Origin of the sequence: Enterobacter sp. 342 (assembly GCF_036663495.1) — a bacterium.
In the GTDB taxonomy this organism is placed as follows: Bacteria; Pseudomonadota; Gammaproteobacteria; order Enterobacterales; family Enterobacteriaceae; genus Enterobacter.
The window spans coordinates 37,885-56,762 of record NZ_JAWUEI010000018.1; the positions used below are offsets into that span (position 1 = coordinate 37,885).

16 protein-coding genes are annotated in these 18,878 nt (G+C 51.9%); 8 read left to right on the forward strand and 8 right to left on the reverse strand.

Features of this window, described 5'->3' with window-relative positions; translation table 11 throughout:
* Window positions 1–22 precede the first annotated feature (22 nt).
* The 3 genes from iscS to trmJ all read right to left on the reverse strand — a co-directional run bounded on the left by iscS (window position 23) and on the right by trmJ (window position 2,796).
* The gene (iscS, locus tag V6E55_RS15305; RefSeq protein WP_008502157.1) at window positions 23–1,237 is read right to left on the reverse strand and encodes a cysteine desulfurase; all 1,215 of its coding nucleotides are present in this window, start codon (window positions 1,235–1,237) and stop codon (window positions 23–25) included.
* A gap of 119 nt (window positions 1,238–1,356) precedes the next feature.
* Window positions 1,357–1,848: a Fe-S cluster assembly transcriptional regulator IscR gene (gene iscR / locus V6E55_RS15310; protein WP_008502158.1), complete on the reverse strand. Its 492-nt coding sequence runs from the start codon at window positions 1,846–1,848 to the stop codon at window positions 1,357–1,359.
* 219 nt (window positions 1,849–2,067) lie between these two features.
* The gene (trmJ, locus tag V6E55_RS15315; protein WP_129995191.1) at window positions 2,068–2,796 is read right to left on the reverse strand and encodes a tRNA (cytosine(32)/uridine(32)-2'-O)-methyltransferase TrmJ; all 729 of its coding nucleotides are present in this window, start codon (window positions 2,794–2,796) and stop codon (window positions 2,068–2,070) included.
* 131 nt (window positions 2,797–2,927) lie between these two features.
* Here trmJ and suhB point away from each other — a divergent pair, with 131 nt between their 5' ends.
* Window positions 2,928–3,731 (forward strand): inositol-1-monophosphatase, encoded by an 804-nt coding sequence (gene suhB / locus V6E55_RS15320; protein WP_013098296.1) that lies wholly within the window; start codon window positions 2,928–2,930, stop codon window positions 3,729–3,731.
* A gap of 40 nt (window positions 3,732–3,771) precedes the next feature.
* On the opposite strand, the gene V6E55_RS15325 is transcribed toward suhB, so the two are convergent.
* Together V6E55_RS15325 and V6E55_RS15330 are read right to left on the reverse strand one after the other, a co-directional pair.
* Complete coding sequence (locus V6E55_RS15325) at window positions 3,772–4,752, reverse strand: nickel/cobalt transporter (protein ID WP_114977501.1); 981 nt, start codon at window positions 4,750–4,752, stop codon at window positions 3,772–3,774.
* Window positions 4,743–5,381 (reverse strand): DUF1007 family protein, encoded by a 639-nt coding sequence (locus tag V6E55_RS15330; protein ID WP_114977500.1) that lies wholly within the window; start codon window positions 5,379–5,381, stop codon window positions 4,743–4,745. Before V6E55_RS15330 ends, V6E55_RS15325 begins: the two co-directional genes overlap by 10 nt.
* Window positions 5,382–5,506: 125 nt before the next feature.
* Between V6E55_RS15330 and csiE the strand changes: the two genes are divergently transcribed.
* Complete coding sequence (gene csiE / locus V6E55_RS15335; RefSeq protein WP_108090915.1) at window positions 5,507–6,784, forward strand: stationary phase inducible protein CsiE; 1,278 nt, start codon at window positions 5,507–5,509, stop codon at window positions 6,782–6,784.
* Here csiE and V6E55_RS15340 read toward each other — a convergent pair whose 3' ends face one another.
* Window positions 6,785–7,924, reverse strand: coding sequence for a 3-phenylpropionate MFS transporter (locus V6E55_RS15340; RefSeq protein ID WP_236920253.1), 1,140 nt, complete (start codon window positions 7,922–7,924; stop codon window positions 6,785–6,787). It lies immediately after the preceding gene.
* Between the two features lie 173 nt (window positions 7,925–8,097).
* Here V6E55_RS15340 and V6E55_RS15345 point away from each other — a divergent pair, with 173 nt between their 5' ends.
* A complete protein-coding gene (locus V6E55_RS15345; RefSeq protein WP_028016078.1) occupies window positions 8,098–8,520 on the forward strand; it encodes a DoxX family protein in 423 nt (140 codons plus the stop codon).
* Window positions 8,521–8,574: 54 nt separating this feature from the next.
* Here the strand turns inward: V6E55_RS15345 and glyA are convergent, their stop codons facing one another.
* On the reverse strand, window positions 8,575–9,828 hold the full coding sequence (glyA, locus tag V6E55_RS15350; protein ID WP_028016077.1) for a serine hydroxymethyltransferase: 1,254 nt from the start codon (window positions 9,826–9,828) through the stop codon (window positions 8,575–8,577).
* A 304-nt stretch (window positions 9,829–10,132) separates the two neighbouring features.
* Here glyA and hmpA point away from each other — a divergent pair, with 304 nt between their 5' ends.
* From hmpA to V6E55_RS15375, 5 genes are all read left to right on the forward strand, one after another.
* Complete coding sequence (hmpA, locus tag V6E55_RS15355; protein WP_316943264.1) at window positions 10,133–11,323, forward strand: NO-inducible flavohemoprotein; 1,191 nt, start codon at window positions 10,133–10,135, stop codon at window positions 11,321–11,323.
* Window positions 11,324–11,470: 147 nt separating this feature from the next.
* The gene (gene cadC, locus V6E55_RS15360) at window positions 11,471–13,015 is read left to right on the forward strand and encodes a lysine decarboxylation/transport transcriptional activator CadC (RefSeq protein ID WP_114977496.1); all 1,545 of its coding nucleotides are present in this window, start codon (window positions 11,471–11,473) and stop codon (window positions 13,013–13,015) included.
* A 340-nt stretch (window positions 13,016–13,355) separates the two neighbouring features.
* The gene (cadB, locus tag V6E55_RS15365; RefSeq protein WP_316943265.1) at window positions 13,356–14,690 is read left to right on the forward strand and encodes a cadaverine/lysine antiporter; all 1,335 of its coding nucleotides are present in this window, start codon (window positions 13,356–13,358) and stop codon (window positions 14,688–14,690) included.
* A gap of 77 nt (window positions 14,691–14,767) precedes the next feature.
* A complete protein-coding gene (cadA, locus tag V6E55_RS15370; protein WP_049005975.1) occupies window positions 14,768–16,909 on the forward strand; it encodes a lysine decarboxylase CadA in 2,142 nt (713 codons plus the stop codon).
* 54 nt (window positions 16,910–16,963) lie between these two features.
* A complete protein-coding gene (locus tag V6E55_RS15375; protein ID WP_316943266.1) occupies window positions 16,964–18,430 on the forward strand; it encodes a POT-type proton-dependent oligopeptide transporter in 1,467 nt (488 codons plus the stop codon).
* Window positions 18,431–18,471: 41 nt separating this feature from the next.
* Here V6E55_RS15375 and glnB read toward each other — a convergent pair whose 3' ends face one another.
* Window positions 18,472–18,810 carry a nitrogen regulatory protein P-II gene (gene glnB, locus V6E55_RS15380; protein ID WP_003860685.1) on the reverse strand — a complete coding sequence of 113 codons (339 nt, stop codon included), beginning with the start codon at window positions 18,808–18,810 and terminating at the stop codon, window positions 18,472–18,474.
* Between the last annotated feature and the right edge of the window lie 68 nt (window positions 18,811–18,878).

An 18,878-nucleotide genomic window follows, 5' to 3' on the forward strand; every position in this document is an offset into this window, starting at 1 on the left:
TTGAATTCTCCTTATGTACCGATTAGTGATGTGACCATTCAATGCTGTTCAGATCCACGCCCTGCTTGAACATTTCCCACAGTGGAGAAAGGTCACGCAGACGGCCGATGGAGTTGCGAACCAGCTTGATGGTGTAGTCAATCTCTTCTTCGGTAGTGAAACGACCTAAAGAGAAACGGATAGAGCTGTGTGCCAGCTCGTCAGTCATACCCAGCGCGCGCAGCACGTAGGATGGCTCCAGGCTTGCAGAGGTACAGGCAGAACCGGAAGAAACCGCCAGGTCTTTCAGCGCCATGATCAGCGATTCACCTTCAACATAGTTGAAGCTGACGTTGAGGATGTTAGGTGCGCCCTGCTCGAGATCGCCGTTCAGATACACTTCTTCCATATCTTTCACGCCGTCCCACAGACGGTTACGCAGCGTGCGCAGGCGTGCCATCTCGGTTTCCATCTCTTCTTTTGCAATACGGTACGCTTCGCCCATGCCCACGATCTGGTGAACAGGCAGTGTACCAGAACGCATACCGCGCTCATGACCACCACCGTGCATCTGCGCTTCGATGCGGATACGTGGTTTACGGCGAACGTACAGTGCGCCAATGCCTTTCGGACCATAGATTTTGTGGCCGGAGAAGGACATCAGGTCAACTTTCAGCTGGCTCAGATCGATAGGCAGTTTACCCACGCTCTGGGTCGCATCAACGTGGTAGATGATGCCGCGCGCACGGCACATTTCGCCGATGGTCGCGATATCTTGCACTACGCCGATTTCGTTGTTTACGTGCATGATGGAAACCAGAATGGTGTCATCACGCATGGCCGCTTCGAGCTCTTTCAGGTCGATGATACCGTTGCTCTGTGGCGCCAGGTAAGTGACTTCGTACCCTTCACGCTCCAGCTGGCGGCAGGTATCCAGCACGGCTTTGTGTTCGGTTTTGCTGGTGATGATGTGCTTGCCTTTTTTCTGATAAAAGTTGGCTGCACCTTTGATCGCCAGGTTGTCGGATTCGGTCGCACCGGAGGTGAAAACAATCTCACGCGGGTCGGCACCCACCAGGTCAGCAATCTGATTACGGGCGATATCCACCGCCTCTTCAGCATGCCAGCCAAAACGGTGTGAACGGGAAGCTGGGTTACCAAAGTTTCCGTCCAGGGTCAGACACTGCATCATTTTCTCGGCAACACGCGGGTCCACCGGCGTGGTTGCGGAGTAATCGAGATAAATCGGTAATTTCATTGCTCTTTAAACTCCGTACATCGCTTCAATGCAAGGAATCAGGCAACCGGCTGGATGTACGACCGAGTACACGGGGCGAGTCCTCGCCCCGGCCTGATTCTGAAATACTTATCTTTTTATTACGCGCGTAACTTAACGTCGATAGCGTCCTGCGCGCGGGTGCTGCGTTGTGAATCATGGCTGTGCTGACGACCAGAGACATCCAGAACTTCCTGGTTATTCACCAGCTCACCGAGGGTGATGTTGTTCAGGAAGCCGGTCAGACGGTCGCTCAGATCGCGCCACAGCGCGTGGGTCAGGCACTTATCGCCGCCCTGGCAGCCGCCTTTACCCTGGCAACGGGTCGCGTCAACGGATTCGTCAACTGCGCTAATCACTTCACCAACTGCAATACTGCCCGCGTCTTTACCCAGCAGATAACCGCCGCCTGGGCCACGAACGCTGGAAACCAGTCCATTTTTACGCAGTCTGGAGAACAGCTGTTCCAGATAAGAGAGGGAGATCCCTTGTCGTTCAGAAATATCAGCCAACGGAACCGGGCCCGCTTCGGAGTTGAGCGCAACGTCCAGCATCGCGGTCACGGCATAACGCCCTTTAGATGTCAGTCTCATGTCTTACTTAACCTCAAACTCGCCCCTGCCCGGGGTTTTTTATAGTAAAATGGGGTATTGCATAGCAGGGCCAAGTCTGACATTCCTGACTAAAATGGTCAACTATTTACTTGACTGTTTTAGTCAGGTATTTAACCTTCCGTGCCGTTTTACCTGGGTGCGGCCTGATGCCCTCACCCCGGCCCTCTCCCACGGGGAGAGGGAGAAAACAAACCGACACTACTCTTTATTCTTTTGCTCAATCGACGCCAGAATCCCGCGCAGGATGTTCAACTCCTGGCTTTCCGGACGCGCGCGGGTGAACAGACGACGCAGCTTGTTCATCACCTGGCCTGGATGGCCCTCGCGGATAAAGCCGGTTGAGAGCAGCGTCTGCTCAAGGTGACCATAAAAGCGTTCCAGATCATCCACCAGCGGATAGGCGGCCTCTTCCTGAGTCTCAGTACGCTCATTTTCCTGCGTTGCCAGCCAGGCCATACGTACTTCGTAGGCGATAACCTGTACCGCCATCGCCAGGTTCAGGGAGCTGTACTCCGGGTTCGCGGCAATCGCGACATGGTAATGGCATTTTTGCAGTTCGTCGTTGGTCAGGCCAACGCGCTCGCGGCCAAAGACCAGCGCAACGGGCGCCTGCTCAGCTTCTGCCACACTTTTCAGGCCGCATTCGCGCGGATCAAGCATTGGCCAAGGCAGTGTACGGGAGCGTGCGCTGGTGCCCACCACCAGGCTACATCCCGCCAGGGCTTCATCGAGAGTGTCAACAATCTGGGCATTGCCGATGACATCACTGGCTCCGGCAGCCAGGGCAATGGCCTGTGAGTCAGGTTTCACCAGCGGGTTAACCAGCCACAGGTTCGTTAAGCCCATAGTTTTCATAGCGCGAGCAACAGAGCCCATATTGCCGGTATGCGATGTTTCAACCAGCACAATTCGAATGTTTTGCAGCATAGTGTTTAATGTCTGAATTCAGCGTCTGAAGAATATTCCGGCATATTATCATAAACGGGAGACAGATTCCGATCTCGCTGCTATACTCTGCGCCGATTTTCCTGTTCTTTAACATCCAGTGAGAGAGACCGATGCATCCGATGCTGACCATCGCCGTGCGCGCAGCGCGCAAGGCGGGTAATGTAATTGCCAAACACTACGAAACGCCAGACTCCGTAGAAACCAGCCAGAAAGGCAGCAATGATTTCGTGACTAACGTCGATAAAGCCGCAGAAGCGATTATTATCGAAACGATCCGCAAATCTTACCCACAGCACACCATCATCACCGAAGAAAGCGGTGAACATGAAGGTACCGATCAGGATGTTCAATGGGTTATCGATCCACTGGATGGCACCACCAACTTCGTCAAACGCCTGCCACACTTCTCTGTGTCTATCGCAGTACGCATTAAAGGCCGTACTGAAGTCGCTGTTGTATACGATCCAATGCGTAACGAACTGTTCACCGCAACGCGCGGTCAGGGCGCACAGCTGAACGGCTACCGTCTGCGCTGCAGCAATGCACGCGATCTGGACGGTACCATTCTGGCGACCGGCTTCCCGTTCAAAGCCAAACAGCACGCAACCACCTATATGAATATCCTGGGCAAACTGTTCACCGAATGCGCGGACTTCCGTCGCACCGGTTCTGCTGCGCTGGATCTGGCTTATGTTGCTACCGGCCGTGTTGACGGTTACTTCGAACTGGCACTGAAGCCGTGGGACTTTGCTGCGGGCGAGCTGATCGCGCGTGAAGCAGGCGCACTGGTGTGTGATTTCACCGGCGGCCACAACTATATGTCTACCGGCAACATCGTTGCGGGTAACCCACGCGTTGTTAAAGCCATGCTGGCCAACATGCGTGATGAACTGAGTGACGCGCTGAAGCGTTAATACCGAAAATTCCCTCTCCCTGTGGGAGGGGGAATAACAACTAAAAAGGCCGCAATCCCCTTCCCACCGGCACCGCGCTCATCCACATCGTTACCGCAGCCACCAGCAAAATCACCCCGCCTGCCAGCGCGAGCGTTGTCCAGCCGACTTGCCGCCACAGCACCGGCGCGCTATCACCACTGAGTTTTACCGCCAGTTGACGGAAACTGTGAACCAGCAGAGCCAGCGACGAAATGGTCAAAGATGTTCCCGCCGCCATGGCCAGTGCAGAGAGCATGCCCCAGCCAAACACGCCAATCACTTTACTGAACAGCAGCACCATGATCGCCCCCGAGCACGGACGCATGCCCATAGAGAGGACGATCATCAGACGCGCTCGCCAGTCATCCCCACTCTGCAACTGCGCCTGTGTCGGCAGGTGTTGATGCCCACAGCCACAGTGTTCGTTATGGATATGATGGGGAGTAAAGGCTTTGAATTTCGGCTTTTGCAGTAACACGCGCAATTTTTTCAGCGCGCGCCAGCAAAGAATCAGCCCCAACACACCTACCAGTGCATAACTTCCTTTCTCAAGCCAGAAACTGCTCAGATGTAACTGACGGGCCGGAAGCTGTAACAGCGAAAGCACCACCACAACCAGCGCAATCGCCACGCCGCCCTGAAGCAATGAAGAGGCCAGCGTCAGCGCAATGCTCGATTTAAGCTTCGACGGATGAGTGGCAAGCCAGGTAGTGATCACGATTTTGCCATGCCCTGGCCCCAGCGCATGTAATACGCCGTAGATAAAGCTGAACGCCAGCAGCGAGCCGCCTGCCTTCGTCGGATTCTCCGCCACCGCCTTCAGCAAACCACTCATCTGCTGGTTAAGCTCACGCTGCCAGATAATGCTTTTCATCATTACCTGAGGCCATACCTGCCATAGCCATAACGTACCGCAAACCGCTAACAGCGCAAAAATCGCCAGGGGCCAGAGATGCAGCCAGCGCCGCTGTTTTCGAATCTGTGAAGAGATCACTGACATTGCAATGTCACCTCCTGCGCGAACTGTTTACCCAACTCCATGTCTTCAGGCGGCGCATCTTCTTTATCGAGAGAAACCGCAAAGTTAAGTGTTTCTTCGCTGGGCTTTGGGGTATGAACGGAAATCTTGCAGGTTTTTTGTAATGATGCCGGAAGCTGCACATCGCTATCTCCGGCATAACTCATGTCGACATAGTAGGTAGGGTCAAAGGTCGAAAACGTGTATTTTTGCCCTGCCAGCGGCTGCGGATGTGCCAGCGGAAGCACAAACGTCAGCACTGCCTGATGCCCCTCGCGCGTCATACCGTACTCCGTGGGACGGTTCAGAAATTTGACCTTTTGCCCGTTATGCCAGAATTCAGTGAAATAGTGCTGACCAAGCACGTTAGCCATCACTTCCGCCGCCAGCTTTTTCCAGATTTCATCGCCGGGCTTTGCGTTTCCTGCATCATACAGCAGGTCAGCCGAGGTGATTTCATCCATCGTCCAGCGCATTTTCAGTCCACTTAGCTGAGTGCCGTCGGTGACCAGCTCGGTTTTCAGGTCGATAAAACTGTGAGGGTGTGCGCTGGCGGTGAAGGTGATAACCGCAAAAAATAGCGCCATCGCGCATTGTTTAACTGTTTGCATCAATTCCTCACGTCAAAAATTCTGTGATGTTCTCCTGCAATCCTGAATGAAAGGGCTGCCGGCGCGCTTTTCAGCGTCCATCATTTAGCTATTCTTATCAAACATTCACACTGGATACCCGACAGATGATGACGACGCTTGAAATTCCATCTGTGCTTTCCAGTTCGCAGCGCCGCTGCCAGGTGCTTTTGATGCTTTACCTGCCCGATGCTGTCGTCACCGCACAGAGCATAATCGCTGCCAATGGCGTGGACGACGCCATGGCACGGCAAGATATAGCCGAGACGCGCGATGAAATCCAGCGCTATCACCGGCTTGATATCGTCACGCACCATGACGGCAGCTACCGGATTGAAGGTACAGCCCTGAATAAGCGTTTATGCCTGCTGCACTGGCTGCGCAGGGCTCTGCGGCTGTGTCCACAGTTTGTCTCGCACCAGTTTACCCCTGCATTAAAAACCGCACTTAAACAGCATGGCATTGCTCGCCCACTTTATGACGATGCTAACCTGCGGGCGCTGATCAACTTCTGCTCACGGAAACTACAGCGCCAGTTTGAATGTCGCGATGTCCAGTTTTTACAGCTCTATTTGCAATATTGCCTAATCCAGCATCAGTTGGGGAACACGCCGCAGTTTTCCCATGTTCAGCGCAGCTGGACCCAGTCGAGAGGGGAGTATTTTACGGCGCAGGAGATCGTGCGTCACTGGAAACGACGCGTTCCACAAGGCGCTCACGGGGATGAACAACTGTTTCTGGCACTGTTGTTTATGATGCTCCGTACACCTGATCCCGTGCTTGATAAACACCAGCAGGATCAGCGTTTACGCCGCGCCATTGTGCGTATGATTGCTCGTTTTCGTTCACAAACAGGGATGAATTTCAGCGATGAGCAAGGCCTGACCGATCAGCTTTATATCCATCTTGCTCAGGCACTGGACCGCTCACTGTTTGAGATCGGCATCGACAACAGCCTGCCGGAGGAGATCCATCGTCTCTACCCCCGACTTTTACGCACCACCAAAGAGGCGTTGTTTGAGCTGGAGGCGGAATTTGGGCTACGTTTTTCCGATGAGGAGATGAGCCTGGTCGCGGTGATTTTCGGTGCCTGGCTGATGCAGGAAACCGATCTGCACGAAAAACAGGTCATCCTGCTGACGGGGGAAGATAAAGCCTGTGAAGATCTGATTGAGGAGCAACTTCGTGAGTTGACGCTGCTGCCGCTCAATATTCGCTATCTGGCGTTGCAGACTTTCCAGAAAGAGGGGGCACCGCGCGAAGCCGCGCTGGTTATCACCCCCTATCCTACCGCTCTGCCGTTATTCTCGCCGCCGTTGATCCATGCCGTTGAAGCACTGAACACACAGCAGCAAGAACATATTCGCGCCATGCTGGAATCATAGTCAGGCGCGAGCGGTCACTTTAGGACGAACGATTATAGCGGGTAAAGCAACCAGTGCCATTACCCAGAAGACGCCATGTCCCAGATGCTGGTAGAGGAAACCGGCGAAGACCGTCATGATCGCAATACTGCCGCCCATCGCAACTGCGGAATAAACCGCCTGCAGACGAATCACGTCCCCTCCCTCACGCGCCGAGATATAGCGCATCGCCGCCAGATGGCACACGGTGAAGGTACCGCAGTGGAGAATTTGCGCCACAATCAGCCACGGGAGTTCAGTCGTCCAGCCCATAATGCCCCACCGCACTACACCGCACAGGGCGGAAAGCAGCAGCAGGTCGCGCGCGCCAAAGCGACGGAACAGCTTTTTGCTCAGAGCGAAAATAACGACTTCGGCCACTACCCCCAGCGACCACAGATAGCCAACGGCTGATGCAGAATATCCCGCCCCCTGCCAGTAGATGGCACTGAAACCATAATACGCCGCATGCGCCCCCTGGAGCAGACACACGCACGCCAGAAAACGCCAGCTTTGTGCAACCAGGCTCCGCCAGGCAGGCCAGCCCGCGCTCTCCTGATGGCGGCTCTCCCCTTGCGGCATCACCGACGGTCGCAGCAGCATGCCCAACAACATCGAGGCAATCCCGATACTCAACAGAGCCAGGATCGCGCGGTAATCATAGAGACTGACCAGTTTACCCACCAGCGCAGAGCCAATCACAAAGGCAATTGAGCCCCACAGGCGCACGCGGCCATAGTCCATGGTGATCTGCTTTTGCCAGGTGTTCGCCAGGGCGTCCGTCAGCGGTACCAGCGGTGAAAAGAACAGGTTGAAGCCGACCATCACCACCATCAGCCAGGCAAACTGGTGGCTGACCCAGAAGCAGGCGACAAAGACCAGCGTCAACAGAGCAAGAATGCGCAACGCCTTGATCAATAAGGAGGGATCGCTAACGCGCGGGGCAATCAGCAGGCTACCCAGGAAACGTGCCACCAGCCCGGCACCTAGCAGGATACCGATGGTCTCGGGGGGCAGGCCAATACCCTTAAGCCAGACGCTCCAGAAAGGCAGAAAAATGCCGTAGCTAAAGAAATAGGTGAAATAACTGAGCGCCAGCCAGCGCGTGGAATGCAAGACCATGAATCCCTCCCGAAATCGAGGCCATAGTCTGGCGAGAATATAAAAATTAAGCAAGTCGATAGCCTGCTATAAATTAACGAAAAATTAACATAATGTGCAGTCGTCTGGCTTATGGCAGGGAATGAAAATGTGTATTACGTTTAAATTACTCCACTTGCAGAGGTATTTCTGCCATGAACTCACTTCGTTATTTCGATTTCGGTCAGTCGCGTCACCTGTTGCTGTTGATTGGCCGTATTGCACTTGTCGTGCTGTTTATTATCTTTGGCTATCCGAAACTCACTGGATTTAGCGGCACCGTGCAATATATGACCTCGCTGGGTACACCGATGCCCATGCTGGCGGCCATTATTGCGGTGGTGATGGAAGTGCCCGCCGCTATTCTGATCGTGCTGGGTTTTTTCACCCGTCCTCTCGCCGTCCTGTTTGTGTTTTACACGCTGGGAACCGCGGTAATAGGCCATCACTACTGGGATATGACCGGTGATGCGGTCGTACCGAATATGATTAACTTCTACAAGAATGTCAGTATTGCTGGTGCCTTTATTCTGCTGGCGATAGTCGGGCCTGGTGCCATTTCCCTTGACCGACGTTGAGCCATAAAAAAAGGCCGCAAACGCGGCCTTTTTTATTTCTGCAAAGCAGAGGAATTATGCGTATACCGGGAAGCGTGCGCAGATATCCAGAACTTTACCTTTAACGCGCTCGATAACCGCTTCGTCATTGATATTGTCCAGAACGTCACACATCCAGCCAGCCAGCTCTTTTACTTCCGCTTCTTTAAAGCCACGGCGAGTCACTGCTGGTGAACCGATACGGATACCGGAGGTCACAAACGGGCTCTTCGGATCGTTTGGTACGCTGTTTTTGTTCACGGTGATGTTGGCGCGGCCCAGGGCAGCATCAGCTTCTTTACCAGTCAGGTTTTTATCAACCAGATCCAGCAGGAACAGGTGGTTTTCAGTACCACCGGAGACCACTTTGTAGCCACGGTTCAGGAACACTTCCACCATCGCTTTGGCGTTTTTGGCAACCTGCTGCTGGTAAACCTTGAACTCTGGCTCCATCGCTTCTTTCAGCGCCACCGCTTTCGCCGCGATAACGTGCATCAGAGGGCCGCCCTGCGCGCTTGGGAACACAGCAGAGTTCAGTTTTTTGTACAGCTCTTCATCACCGCCTTTCGCCAGGATCAGGCCACCGCGAGGACCCGCCAGAGTTTTGTGGGTGGTGGTGGTCACAACGTGAGCGTGAGGAACCGGGTTCGGGTAAACGCCTGCGGCAATCAGACCCGCAACGTGCGCCATGTCTACGAACAGGTAAGCACCGATGCTGTCTGCGATTTCACGCATTTTTGCCCAGTCAACGATTCCGGAGTAAGCAGAGAAACCGCCGATGATCATTTTCGGTTTATGGGTCTGCGCCTGCTTCGCCATGTCTTCGTAGTCAATTTTACCGGACTCATCAATACCGTAAGGAATGATGTTGTACAGTTTGCCGGAGAAGTTAACCGGGGAGCCGTGAGTCAGGTGGCCACCCTGCGCCAGGTTCATACCCAGAACGGTATCACCCGGTTGCAGCAGCGCGGTGTAGACCGCGAAGTTAGCCTGAGAGCCAGAGTGCGGCTGCACGTTAGCGTAGTCAGCGCCAAAGAGTTCTTTCGCACGGTCAATAGCCAGTTGCTCAACGATATCAACGTACTCGCAACCACCGTAGTAACGCTTACCCGGATAACCTTCAGCATATTTGTTGGTCAGCTGAGAGCCCTGTGCCTGCATTACGCGCGGGCTGGTGTAGTTTTCGGAGGCGATCAGTTCGATGTGCTCTTCCTGACGTACTTTTTCCTGCTCCATAGCCTGCCACAGTTCGGCATCATAATCGGCAATGTTCATTTCACGCTTTAACATCCGCATCTCCTGACTCAGCTAACAAGTAAATTTTGGCCTGAAAAGGCAGTCCTGTTGGACGACGGGCAACAGTATAACTGAATAGTTCTGTGATAACAGGTCTTGACAAACGATTTTACGCAAACGTTTTCCTTCACGCCACGCAAGGGTTTGAGGAATAAAGCTCTCAACATTTTCAACCGATTTCTTTTCAGGTTTGTGATGCATATTTTTCATGTTGCAAAGAACCATTTACAACGCAGGGGTATTTTTTATAAGATGCATTTAAAATGCATCATTAAAGTATCATCAAAAGGACGCGCTCATGCTCGACGCTCAAACCATCGCTACTGTAAAAGCCACTATTCCCCTGCTTGTAGAAACCGGCCCTAAACTCACTGCCCATTTCTACGATCGTATGTTCACGCACAACCCGGAGCTCAAAGAGATTTTCAACATGAGCAACCAGCGTAACGGCGATCAGCGCGAAGCCCTGTTCAATGCTATCGCGGCTTATGCCAGCAATATTGAAAACCTGGCAGCGCTGCTGCCTGCGGTGGAAAAAATCGCGCAGAAACATACCAGCTTCCAGATCAAACCGGAGCAGTACAACATCGTTGGCGGCCATCTGTTAGCGACCCTGGACGAAATGTTCAGTCCGGGTCAGGAGGTACTGGACGCGTGGGGTAAAGCCTACGGCGTGCTGGCAAACGTATTCATCAACCGTGAAGCACAAATCTACAGCGAAAACGCCAGTAAGAACGGTGGCTGGGAAGGTACGCGCGCGTTCCGTATCGTTGAGAAAACGCCGCGCAGCAAGCTTATTACCAGCTTTGAATTTGAGCCGGTTGACGGTCAGCCGGTAGCTGATTATCAGCCAGGACAGTACCTGGGCGTCTGGCTGAAACCTGAAGGTTTCCTGCATCAGGAAATTCGCCAGTACTCCCTGACCCGTAAACCTGACGGTAAACGTTACCGTATCGCAGTGAAACGTGAAGAAGGCGGTCAGGTTTCAAACTGGTTGCACAACGAAGCCAGCGTGGGTGACGTGGTACATCTGGCCGCACCTGCTGGTGATTTCTTTATGGCCGTTGAAACGCATACCCCGGTCACGCTGATCTCTGCGGGTGTCGGCCAAACGCCAATGCTGGCGATGCTCGATACGCTGGCGAAAGCAAACCACACCGCACAGGTAAACTGGTTCCACGCCGCCGAGAACGGTGATGTGCATGCCTTTTCGGATGAAGTAAAAACGCTGGGGGCGGCCCTGCCACGCTTTACCGCGCATACCTGGTATCGCCAGCCTGATGAAGATGACCGTCAGAATGCACGATTCGACAGTGAGGGCTTGATGGATTTGAGTAAACACGAGAGCCTGTTCAGCAATCCAGAGATGCAATTCTGGCTCTGCGGCCCAGTCGCTTTTATGCAGTTTGCCGCCAGACAGCTAGTTACGCTGGGGATCAAATCTGAAAACATTCATTACGAGTGTTTCGGGCCTCATAAAGTGCTGTAAACCGACCAATTCCTCTCAGGATGCTGTATTTAGCGGCATCCTTTTTTTCTTTCATCTTCAACATTGAGTCTTGTGGCTTATCAATAATGAGTTTGTCATTCATGTTATGATTTTTCTTTTCCCTTTTCCGCTTGGGGACGCTTTTTTATGCAACAACCTGTTGTACGCGTTGGCGAGTGGCGAGTTACGCCGTCCATAAATCAAATTAGTCGGCAAGGTCGCCAACTGACGCTTGAACCACGCTTAATTGATCTTTTGGTGTATTTCGCCAGTCATCCTGATGAAGTCCTGAGCCGGGATGAAATCATTGATAACATCTGGATGCGCAATATTGTCACCAGTCATGTGGTTACCCAGAGCATTTCAGAACTCCGTAAATGGCTGAAAGACGGTGATGAACAGAGTCCAGAATACATCACCACTGTGCCAAAGAGGGGCTACAAGCTCACCGCGCCGGTGGTCTGGATGACTGAAGAAAGCGCCGACAGTGGACCATCCACTCTCATAACCTCACCAGAAACGACACCTGCCGGGCAGGTCAACACGCTGCCTGAACCGGTAACAGCGTCCGCTCCCTCATTATTCAGACAGGCGCGGAAAAAAGTCGACCGGCGAAATCGTGTCGCCTCCTTCTGGACCTGGCTACTCTTTCTGTTGTCACTTGGCGCGTTGATTGCACTGGTTATAATGTCGCTTATCAATTCTCACCCACCGGTGACCAAAACACGTCTGCTACTCAATCCACGCGATATAGATGTACGTTTTGAACGCGGTATCTCTTGCAATAAGTGGTCTTCTCAACAGTCTTACGCCATCGGCCTGGGAAACCTGATTACCTCGTCACTGAACACATATTCCACCTTTATGGTGCATGACAAAACCAACTACAACGTGACAGAACCCAGTAGCTCCGGGAAAACACTCACCATCAAATTCGTTAATCAACGTCATTACCGGGCACAGCAATGTTTTATGTCTGTATTGCTGGTCGATAATGCAGACAGTTCTGTCATGCTGGACAAGCGCTACTTTATTACCGACAACACACTGTTATCAGTACAGGAAGATCTCCTCCACAGTCTCTCCGCCGTGTTGACGCAGCCCTGGCCACCTCGTATGCAGGCACAACTTGCCCAGTTCCGCAATTCGCAAAGCCTGTCGTTGGCGCAGTACTACCAGGCTGACCAGTTGATTATGGAAGGTGATGTCGTGTCATTAAATAAAGCCAGCGAGTTACTCAGCGTCGTCGCAAAAGACGCACCTGACTTTATCAATGCGCTGCTGGAAAAAGTACTGGTGGATGTACTACGACATTCACAGCAGCAGTTCAATGAACCTCAACTTACCGCGCTGAATAATGAGCTGAGTAAAATCGCGCAACTTCCCGGCATTGAGGAATCAGCAACGTGGTATCAAATACAGACGATCAATGGATTAAGTAAAGGTGATATTGACAATGCATACAGGAACATTAACAAAAGTATTGAACTCGAAATGTCCTGGCTAAATTATGTGTTACTAGGAAAGATCTATGAGATGAAGGGTGATAATCGTCTGGCGGCTGATGCTTATATTACAGCATTTAATTTAAGACCGGGTGAAAACACTCTCTACTGGATTGAGAATGGCGTTTTCCAGACTTCCATTAAAAAAGCGGCTCCTTATTTAAAAACGTTTCTAGCACAAGAGTAGAAAGCGCCCTCTGAATGCGTTAATGAATTTATTCAGCAAGTAGTAAAAATGTTGCCAGGAGGTTTTAATTGTTATCTCCTGGCAACAATCCCCACCGCAATAAAAACCTCATCAATCCCCTGTCAGATATCATTATTTATCTTTTCCTGATATAAAATTTTTATCCTGATATGTTAACTAAAAAATCTCAGGGTATCATTTTTTTGAAGTTGTCTTTTATTTCACTTTATCTTTAGGACTTCTCCTGTTCGCATCCGTAACCTTGCGGTCAGTCGGTCGGATCACTTTGTACCTTAAACAACGGTCCGCACCTCCAAAATAAAATTCAGGAGAAACGAACATGAGTTCAGCCAAAAAGATAGGCCTGTTTGCCTGCACCGGTGTCGTCGCCGGTAATATGATGGGAAGTGGTATCGCTTTATTACCCGCAAACCTTGCCAGCATCGGTGGCATTGCAATTTGGGGATGGGTCATTTCCATTATTGGGGCAATGTCTCTGGCATATGTCTACGCCCGCCTGGCAACCAAAAATCCTCAACAAGGTGGCCCAATTGCTTATGCCGGTGAATTATCTCCCGCTTTCGGTTTCCAGACCGGTGTGCTTTATTACCACGCAAACTGGATTGGTAATCTGGCAATTGGTATTACCGCTGTTTCTTATCTTTCTACCTTCTTCCCGGCATTAAATAATCCTGTTCCGGCAGGTATTGCCTGTATTGCAATTGTCTGGCTGTTTACCTTTGTGAATATGCTTGGCGGGACCTGGGTGAGCCGCCTGACGACAATCGGTCTGGTACTGGTGCTGATCCCGGTCGTAGTGACTGCGATTGCGGGATGGCACTGGTTTGATGTTGCCATCTATCAGGCAAACTGGAACACCTCTGCTACTACCGACCCTCATGCGGTGATCAAAAGTATCCTGCTCTGCCTGTGGGCATTCGTTGGGGTTGAATCCGCTGCGGTAAGCACCGGGATGGTGAAAAACCCTAAACGCACAGTGCCACTGGCAACCATGTTGGGTACCGCTCTGGCCGGTATTGTCTATATCGCGGCAACACAGGTGATTTCTGGTATGTATCCGGCCTCTGAAATGGCCGCTTCTGGCGCACCATTCGCTGTCAGTGCCTCAACCATCATGGGTAACTGGGCTGCACCGATAGTATCTGCCTTCACCGCCTTCGCCTGCCTGACTTCACTGGGCTCCTGGATGATGCTGGTAGGCCAGGCCGGGGTTCGCGCCGCTAACGATGGTAACTTCCCGAAAATTTATGGTGAAGTTGATAGCAACGGCATCCCGAAAAAGGGCCTGCTGCTGGCAGCGCTGAAAATGACCGTACTGATGGTTCTCATCACCGTGATGAACTCAAGCGGCGGTAAAGCCTCAGACCTGTTCGGCGAACTGACGGGTATCGCAGTACTGCTGACCATGCTGCCGTATTTCTACTCCTGCGTTGACCTGATTCGCTTCGAAGGCGTTAACGTTCGCAACCTGGCAAGCCTGGTCTGCTCCATTCTGGGCTGCGCGTTCTGCTTCATCGCACTGATGGGGGCCAACTCCTTCGAACTGTCTGGCACCTTTATCGTCAGCCTCGTCATTCTGATGTTCTATGGTCGCAAAATGTACCAGCGCCAGCATAACAACGAAGCCGAAAGCACCACCGCCGACGCACTTTAATCCCCCCTTTCTTATAGCCCTTCCTGACACCTGTCACACCGTGACGGGAGGGGTTTTCTACACCTGGAGATAAGACTATGAATGTTATCGCTATCATGAATCACATGGGCGTTTACTTTAAAGAAGAACCTATCCGTGAGCTCCACCGCGCACTTGAGCGTCTGGATTTCCGTATTGTTTACCCAAATGACCGCGAAGACTTACTGAAACTCATTGAGAACAATGCGCGTCTGTGCGGCGTTATTTTTGACTGGGATAAATACAATCTCGAGCTGTGCGAAGACATCAGCAAAATGAACGAATATATGCCGCTGTATGCATTCGCTAATTCATACTCCACGCTCGACGTTAGCCTCAACGATCTGCGTATGAAAGTACGTTTCTTTGAGTATGCTCTCGGTGCCGCTGACGATATCGCCGCCAAAATCAAACAGAACACAGATGAATATATCGACACAATTTTGCCGCCGCTGACCAAAGCGCTGTTCAAATATGTTCGCGAAGGGAAATATACGTTCTGTACACCTGGCCACATGGGCGGCACCGCGTTCCAGAAAAGCCCGGTAGGGAGTCTTTTCTACGACTTCTTTGGCCCTAACACCATGAAATCTGACATCTCGATTTCCGTATCCGAACTCGGTTCACTGCTTGACCATAGCGGCCCACACAAAGAGGCAGAAGAGTATATCGCTCGTGTATTCAACGCTGAGCGCAGCTACATGGTGACCAACGGTACATCCACAGCGAACAAAATTGTCGGCATGTACTCAGCACCTGCTGGCAGCACTGTTCTGATCGATCGAAACTGTCATAAATCGCTGACGCATCTGATGATGATGAGCGATATTACACCGATCTATTTCCGACCAACCCGTAACGCATACGGTATTCTCGGCGGGATCCCGCAGAGCGAACTCCAGCATGCAACCATTGCCAAACGCGTAAAAGAGACGCCAAACGCGACCTGGCCAGTGCACGCCGTTATAACCAATTCCACTTATGATGGTCTGCTCTACAACACCGACTACATCAAGAAAACGCTGGATGTAAAATCCATCCACTTTGACTCGGCCTGGGTGCCTTATACCAATTTCTCCCCCATTTACGCGGGTAAAAGTGGGATGAGCGGCGGTCGTGTGGAAGGTAAAGTGATTTACGAAACTCAGTCCACGCACAAACTGCTGGCGGCGTTTTCTCAGGCTTCGATGATTCATGTAAAAGGCGACGTAAACGAAGAGACCTTCAACGAAGCTTACATGATGCACACGACAACCTCTCCGCATTATGGAATCGTGGCATCCACTGAAACCGCTGCGGCGATGATGAAAGGTAATGCAGGTAAGCGTCTGATCGACGGTTCTATTCAGCGCGCAGTGAAATTCCGCAAAGAGATTAAACGTCTGAAAGGCGAATCTGAAGGCTGGTTCTTTGATGTGTGGCAGCCGGAACACATTGATGAGCCTGAATGCTGGCCTCTGCGTTCCGATAGTGCATGGCACGGTTTCAAGAACATTGATAACGAGCATATGTATCTCGACCCGATTAAAGTCACCATTTTGACACCGGGGATGAAGAAAGATGGCACCATGGACGACTTCGGTATTCCTGCCAGTATCATCGCGAAATACCTTGATGAACAAGGCATCGTGGTTGAGAAAACGGGTCCGTATAACCTGCTGTTCCTGTTCAGCATCGGTATTGATAAAACGAAAGCCCTGAGTCTGCTCCGCGCACTCACCGATTTCAAACGCGCTTTCGATCTCAATCTACGCGTGAAAAACATGCTGCCATCGCTCTATCGTGAGAATCCTGAGTTCTACGAAAGCATGCGCATTCAGGAGCTTGCACAGAACATTCATAAACTCGTTGAGCATCATAATCTGCCGGATCTGATGTTCCGCGCATTTGAAGTGCTGCCAAAAATGGTAATCACACCGTATGCCGCGTTCCAGAAAGAGCTGCATGGTGAGACGGAAGAGGTCTATCTCAGTGAGATGGTGGGCCGCGTCAACGCCAATATGATCCTGCCATATCCTCCAGGAGTACCGCTGGTTATGCCTGGTGAGATGATCACTGAAGAGAGCCGTCCAGTGTTGGAATTCCTGCAAATGCTGTGCGAAATAGGTGCTCACTATCCAGGCTTTGAAACCGACATCCATGGTGCATATCGCCAGGCGGATGGTCGTTATACCGTTAAGGTACTGAAAAACGATAAATAAAGACTAAAGGGAAGTGGCTTGCCACTTCCCTTTTTCACGCCGCAAGGAGATAACATGAAAACACCCTCACAACCGCGCGCGATTTATTACATCGTGGCGATTCAAATCTGGGAATATTTCAGCTTTTACGGCATGCGTGCTCTGCTTATCCTCTACCTCACCCATCAGCTTGGTTTCGACGATAGCCACGCCATCACACTCTTTAGCGCTTACGCATCTTTGGTCTACGTCACCCCTATTCTCGGCGGCTGGCTGGCTGACCGCCTGCTTGGCAACCGCACAGCCATTATTACCGGTGCATTGCTGATGACGTTCGGCCATGTGGTGTTAGGTATCGAATCTGACTCAACCCGCAGTCTGTACGCTGCACTGGCGATAATCATTTGTGGTTACGGTCTGTTTAAATCCAATATCAGTTGTCTGTTGGGAGAACTTTATGCCCATGACGATCCACGTCGTGATGGCGGATTTTCGCTGTTATATGCCGCAGGGAACATTGGCTCCATTGCTGCGCCGATTGCCTGCGGACTGGCGGCGCAATGGTACGGCTGGCATATTGGCTTTGCGCTGGCCGGGATCGGCATGTTTGTAGGTTTGCTGATTTTCCTCAGTGGGCATCACCACTTCCAGCATACGCGCGGCGTCAATAAACAGGCATTACGCAGTAAAAAGTATCTCCTCCCGGTCTGGGGCTGGCTGCTGATAATGCTCTGCATCGCGCCCATCTTTTTTACCCTGTTGCTGGAGAATAATGGCTCTGGTTATCTACTGGTCGCCGTGTGCGCGTTTGCTGTGATAATGGTGGCGCGCATTATGATGAGATTTCCTGAGCATCGCCGCGCACTGTGGCAAATTGCGATACTGATGATGACAGGGACGCTGTTCTGGGTGCTGGCACAGCAGGGTGGCAGTACTATCAGCCTGTTTATCGACCGATTTGTTAACCGACAGTTGCTTAATATTGAGGTGCCAACGGCACTGTTTCAGTCTGTTAATGCCATTGCAGTGATGGCGGCAGGTGTTGCCCTTTCCTGGCTAGCGCGTCCGGAAGGGAAAATACGCTCAGCGCTACGCGTATGGCTGAAGTTCGCATTAGGTCTGTTGTTAATGAGCGCTGGTTTTATGTTACTGGCGCTGAATGCGCGTCATGGCGGGTTAAACGGACAAGTCTCAATGGGGATGATGATCGCCGGACTGGCGCTAATGGGTTTCGCCGAACTGTTTATCGACCCGGTAGCGATGGCGCAAATCACCCGTCTGAATCTGCCGGGCATCACAGGTTTGTTAACGGGGATTTATATGCTGGCGACAGGCGCAGTCGCCAACTGGCTGGCAGGACGCGTGGCGCAACAAACTACTGAGCCACAGATTAACGATACGGCGATTGCTGCCTATGCCCACTTTTTCTCTCAGATGAGCGGGTGGACGCTAGGCTGCGTGGTATTGATCGTTACATTCGTTGGTTTGAGAAGATGTTTTACCCCTTCCCCACTCACCTTGCCGGAAACAGAGCACGATTAAAAGCACCTTCGCCGCCAGGGAATGGCAGCGAAGGAATACCATCAAATCGCCGCGTCGTCTTCTTCGCCGGTACGGATACGGATCACGCGCGCCACGTCAAAGACGAAGATTTTGCCATCGCCGATTTTGCCCGTCTGCGCCGTGCGAATGATGGTATCCACACAGGTATCCACGATGTCGTCGCTCACCACGATTTCAATTTTCACTTTCGGCAGAAAGTCCACCATGTACTCTGCGCCACGGTAAAGCTCGGTGTGGCCCTTTTGACGACCAAAACCTTTCACTTCCGTCACGGTCATCCCGGTGATGCCAACTTCCGCCAGCGCTTCACGTACATCATCCAGTTTGAAAGGTTTAATAATCGCATCGATCTTTTTCATGGTGGGTCCTTAAACTCTTGCCTGTAAGCTGCTTCGTAATCGGTTGCTCACAGTATCATATTCAAGCG

Excerpts from the sequence above, each read along its gene's own strand:
- suhB (WP_013098296.1), top strand. The coding sequence starts at position 2,928 with ATGCATCCGATGCTGACCATCGCCGTGCGCGCAGCGCGCAAGGCGGGT.
- iscS (WP_008502157.1), bottom strand. The coding sequence starts at position 1,237 with ATGAAATTACCGATTTATCTCGATTACTCCGCAACCACGCCGGTGGAC.
- glnB (WP_003860685.1), bottom strand. The coding sequence starts at position 18,810 with ATGAAAAAGATCGATGCGATTATTAAACCTTTCAAACTGGATGATGTA.
- cadB (WP_316943265.1), top strand. The coding sequence starts at position 13,356 with ATGAGTTCAGCCAAAAAGATAGGCCTGTTTGCCTGCACCGGTGTCGTC.
- glyA (WP_028016077.1), bottom strand. The coding sequence starts at position 9,828 with ATGTTAAAGCGTGAAATGAACATTGCCGATTATGATGCCGAACTGTGG.
- cadA (WP_049005975.1), top strand. The coding sequence starts at position 14,768 with ATGAATGTTATCGCTATCATGAATCACATGGGCGTTTACTTTAAAGAA.
- V6E55_RS15340 (WP_236920253.1), bottom strand. The coding sequence starts at position 7,924 with ATGGTCTTGCATTCCACGCGCTGGCTGGCGCTCAGTTATTTCACCTAT.
- csiE (WP_108090915.1), top strand. The coding sequence starts at position 5,507 with ATGATGACGACGCTTGAAATTCCATCTGTGCTTTCCAGTTCGCAGCGC.
- V6E55_RS15330 (WP_114977500.1), bottom strand. The coding sequence starts at position 5,381 with ATGCAAACAGTTAAACAATGCGCGATGGCGCTATTTTTTGCGGTTATC.
- V6E55_RS15345 (WP_028016078.1), top strand. The coding sequence starts at position 8,098 with ATGAACTCACTTCGTTATTTCGATTTCGGTCAGTCGCGTCACCTGTTG.
- hmpA (WP_316943264.1), top strand. The coding sequence starts at position 10,133 with ATGCTCGACGCTCAAACCATCGCTACTGTAAAAGCCACTATTCCCCTG.
- iscR (WP_008502158.1), bottom strand. The coding sequence starts at position 1,848 with ATGAGACTGACATCTAAAGGGCGTTATGCCGTGACCGCGATGCTGGAC.
- trmJ (WP_129995191.1), bottom strand. The coding sequence starts at position 2,796 with ATGCTGCAAAACATTCGAATTGTGCTGGTTGAAACATCGCATACCGGC.
- V6E55_RS15325 (WP_114977501.1), bottom strand. The coding sequence starts at position 4,752 with ATGTCAGTGATCTCTTCACAGATTCGAAAACAGCGGCGCTGGCTGCAT.
- cadC (WP_114977496.1), top strand. The coding sequence starts at position 11,471 with ATGCAACAACCTGTTGTACGCGTTGGCGAGTGGCGAGTTACGCCGTCC.
- V6E55_RS15375 (WP_316943266.1), top strand. The coding sequence starts at position 16,964 with ATGAAAACACCCTCACAACCGCGCGCGATTTATTACATCGTGGCGATT.